Here is a 2,828-nt window from a genome sequence, read left to right as displayed (position 1 = left end):
AAGCAATATCGTTTTTTCGAACCGAAATGTCCGCATGGACATGGATTCATTGCCCCAAGCAAAATAAAACTTGCTGGATACGTCACCGTCGACGAAACGCGACTAATCGTCACCTTTCCTGTCTCTAACGGCTGTCGGAGCATATCGAGCGTCTTCTTTGTAAATTCTGCCATTTCATCGAGAAATAGCACGCCACGATGGGCAAGTGAAACTTCCCCTGGCTTCGGCTGAGCTCCTCCGCCAATCAGCGCCACCGCCGATGCCGAATGATGCGGATGACGAAACGGTGGAGAGGAATCGTTTTTCGGTTCTCCTGCTAGTTGATATAAACTAAGCACTTCCAACTGTGCTTCGTGAGACAGACGCGGTAAAATCGTCGGAAACGTTTCCGCCAACAAACTTTTCCCGCACCCTGGTGGCCCAACCATTAGCACGTTATGCTCCCCTGCTGCTGCAACTTCCAAAGCATACTTGGCATGATCTTGACCGATAATATGGCGAAAGTCACGATGATTGGTCGGTGGAACTTCAGGGGCTGAAGAAAGGGGAACGATTGAAGAAAGCAGTTGTTGACCTTGTAAACATTGCACGACTTCATCTAACGTCTGGACGAATGTGCAGTTGACATGCTGTAAATGATGAAGTGGAAGAGTTGGATCGTACGGGGCATACACTTGCTTAAAACCGAGCTTTTTTGCCGCTAAAATAGCTGGCAACATCCCATCCACTGGCTGAATCGCTCCGTCTAACGACAATGAACCTAAAAAGGCGATATGTGACGGAATGGGCTGATCAAGCTTTCCTTTCACTTTTAAAATGCCAAGCGCCATCGCTAAATCAAACATCGGGCTTTGTTTTTTTCGCTCAGGCGGCGATAAATGAATGACAAGTTTTTGATTCATCACTTCGCACCCGAAAGCATGCAACGCTGCCACCACTCGCTCCTTCGCCTCTTTCACCGACGGATCAGGTAACCCAACGATAACAACGGATGGTATTCCGGGCAGTTCTTTCACTTCCACTTGCACGCGATACCCTTCCATCCCGCGCAAGCCAATGCTACAAACTTTCATGTTATTCCTCCTCAATACAGTTCGGTACGATGTCGGCTTTGACGAACTGCACGTATTTTTTCTTCTTTTCTACCATCGTTCCAGGAAAATAATGAAGAAGCACATCCATGTTCATAAATGAAGGCAAAGGGGAAGGCTGGTGATAAAAACGGAAACTGCTCCAACGATAATGCTCAGGAAGATGCACAATGCGGGCCTCGACAGGATTAAGATGAATATAACGACTCACCTCCAACATCCCAGCGTCATCGTCAATCATTTTACTGAAGTAGCGCTTTTCAAACACATGACCGGTTAACCCGTAACGCGTATTGTAATAGTTGGCATACCGCTTATTCATAAGCGCCATCACTTTAGAAATAGACTCATGTTGGGAACGAAGTTGAAGATGAAAATGATTTGTCATAAAACAATATGAAGCAATTTCAAACGGAATTTTTTCATGAAGCTGTTCGAGGATATGCAAAAACGCACGAAAATCATTCACTTCTTTAAACAACGGATCACGCCGATTCCCACGACAAACGATATGATAAAACAAATGCGGCACCCATGTCCGCCTCCCATGTCCGCCTCGCTCGTCCCACACACCTCACCTCACGCAAACTTTTTCGCCATATCCCTTCGACAAAAACAAACAAAATCCTGCATTGCAAGAAAAATTTTTGATACTCTGCACGTAAAACTACTCTCTCGACGGGTGACACTCATGCCACTTGCCAAACCAGCGATATCATTTGTATAATATAAGCAGATACTTCATAAAATAAAAAAGCTGAGTGCGGTGAACACTCAGCAGGCAACTACATGCCGCAAGAAGAGCAGCTGACCTTTAGATGTGTAACAGATAAAAAAGAAATAACCGTTTCACACCTTTGGTCGAGGGGGACGGTTATTTCTTTTTGTTTATATAGACGACGATGGTGACAGTCAATGTTAGCATCCCGATGAACACTAAGCTGAATTGCGCAATAAGACTCAATGCTTCATACGTCGTCACACTCCCACCTCCCTTCATCAGGGAAGTGGTCAACCGCCCACCCTGCTTATGTAGTTGCTACGGAGATTGTAACATTTTTCTATCACTCTCGCAATTTCAACAACAACTGCCACAAAAAATGTCACAGCACATAAACAAAAATGCAGAAAAAGAAACAGAGAGCCATATGACTCTCTGTCTCTATCAATCTTCGACAATCTTCGGGGCGTGACAGGCACCGTGCCTATTAACTCCCAACGTGGCAATTCGCTGAGCATAGCCATGCATCCATTGCTTCTTTTTGACTGTCATTTTGATCGTGCGCTTCAAGCAGACAGGACATAACGGGCATTGTTCGGGTAGAGAAAGTTCGAAAATCCAACGTTCCCCTTCTTTTCGCACCTTTTGAATCAAAACATCTGGTAAATCGATGAGTTCTTTGATAAACTGAGAGTACATGCGAATTTTCCTCCAATGGTTTGGTTTGGTCACCTTTACCATACAGGAAAATTCGCATTTTTTGTACCCTCTATTTCCTCTATGCACACCTACCTTAAATGATCAAGTACAACTTGTGGTGAAGAGCCTTGAAAAAGTAGTTCTGGAATAGTGTGCTAATTTACAGTATTTTCGATAAAAACGAGGAGATTCCTGCTTTAGGAATGAAAAACAGAGAGCCACTCAACAACTCTCTGTGTCTGTCAATCTTCGGGACGTGACTGTGGAGTGAGCCTTTAAAAGTAGACATGTATAAATCGGGAAAAAGATGTCCATAC

The 2,828-nt window shown here is 44.4% G+C and carries 3 protein-coding genes and 1 pseudogene; all 4 read right to left on the bottom strand.

Annotated features, from left to right (window positions below; all coding sequences use genetic code 11):
• The coding region (locus V7Z64_RS12845; protein WP_297992314.1) for a YifB family Mg chelatase-like AAA ATPase at positions 1-1,073 on the bottom strand (1,073 nt) is incomplete at its 3' end.
• A gap of 1 nt (position 1,074) precedes the next feature.
• A complete protein-coding gene (locus tag V7Z64_RS12840; RefSeq protein ID WP_334110667.1) occupies positions 1,075-1,662 on the bottom strand; it encodes a transposase in 588 nt (195 codons plus the stop codon).
• Positions 1,663-1,965: 303 nt separating this feature from the next.
• Positions 1,966-2,073, bottom strand: coding sequence for a putative holin-like toxin (locus tag V7Z64_RS12835; protein ID WP_019418134.1), 108 nt, complete (start codon positions 2,071-2,073; stop codon positions 1,966-1,968).
• Positions 2,074-2,301: 228 nt separating this feature from the next.
• Positions 2,302-2,511: pseudogene (locus V7Z64_RS12830) on the bottom strand (ISL3 family transposase); the annotation flags it as partial.
• Between the last annotated feature and the right edge of the window lie 317 nt (positions 2,512-2,828).

The organism is Anoxybacillus sp., assembly GCF_036834105.1.
Lineage (GTDB): Bacteria > Bacillota > Bacilli > Bacillales > Anoxybacillaceae > Anoxybacillus.
This window is presented reverse-complemented; position numbering and strand designations above follow the sequence as displayed.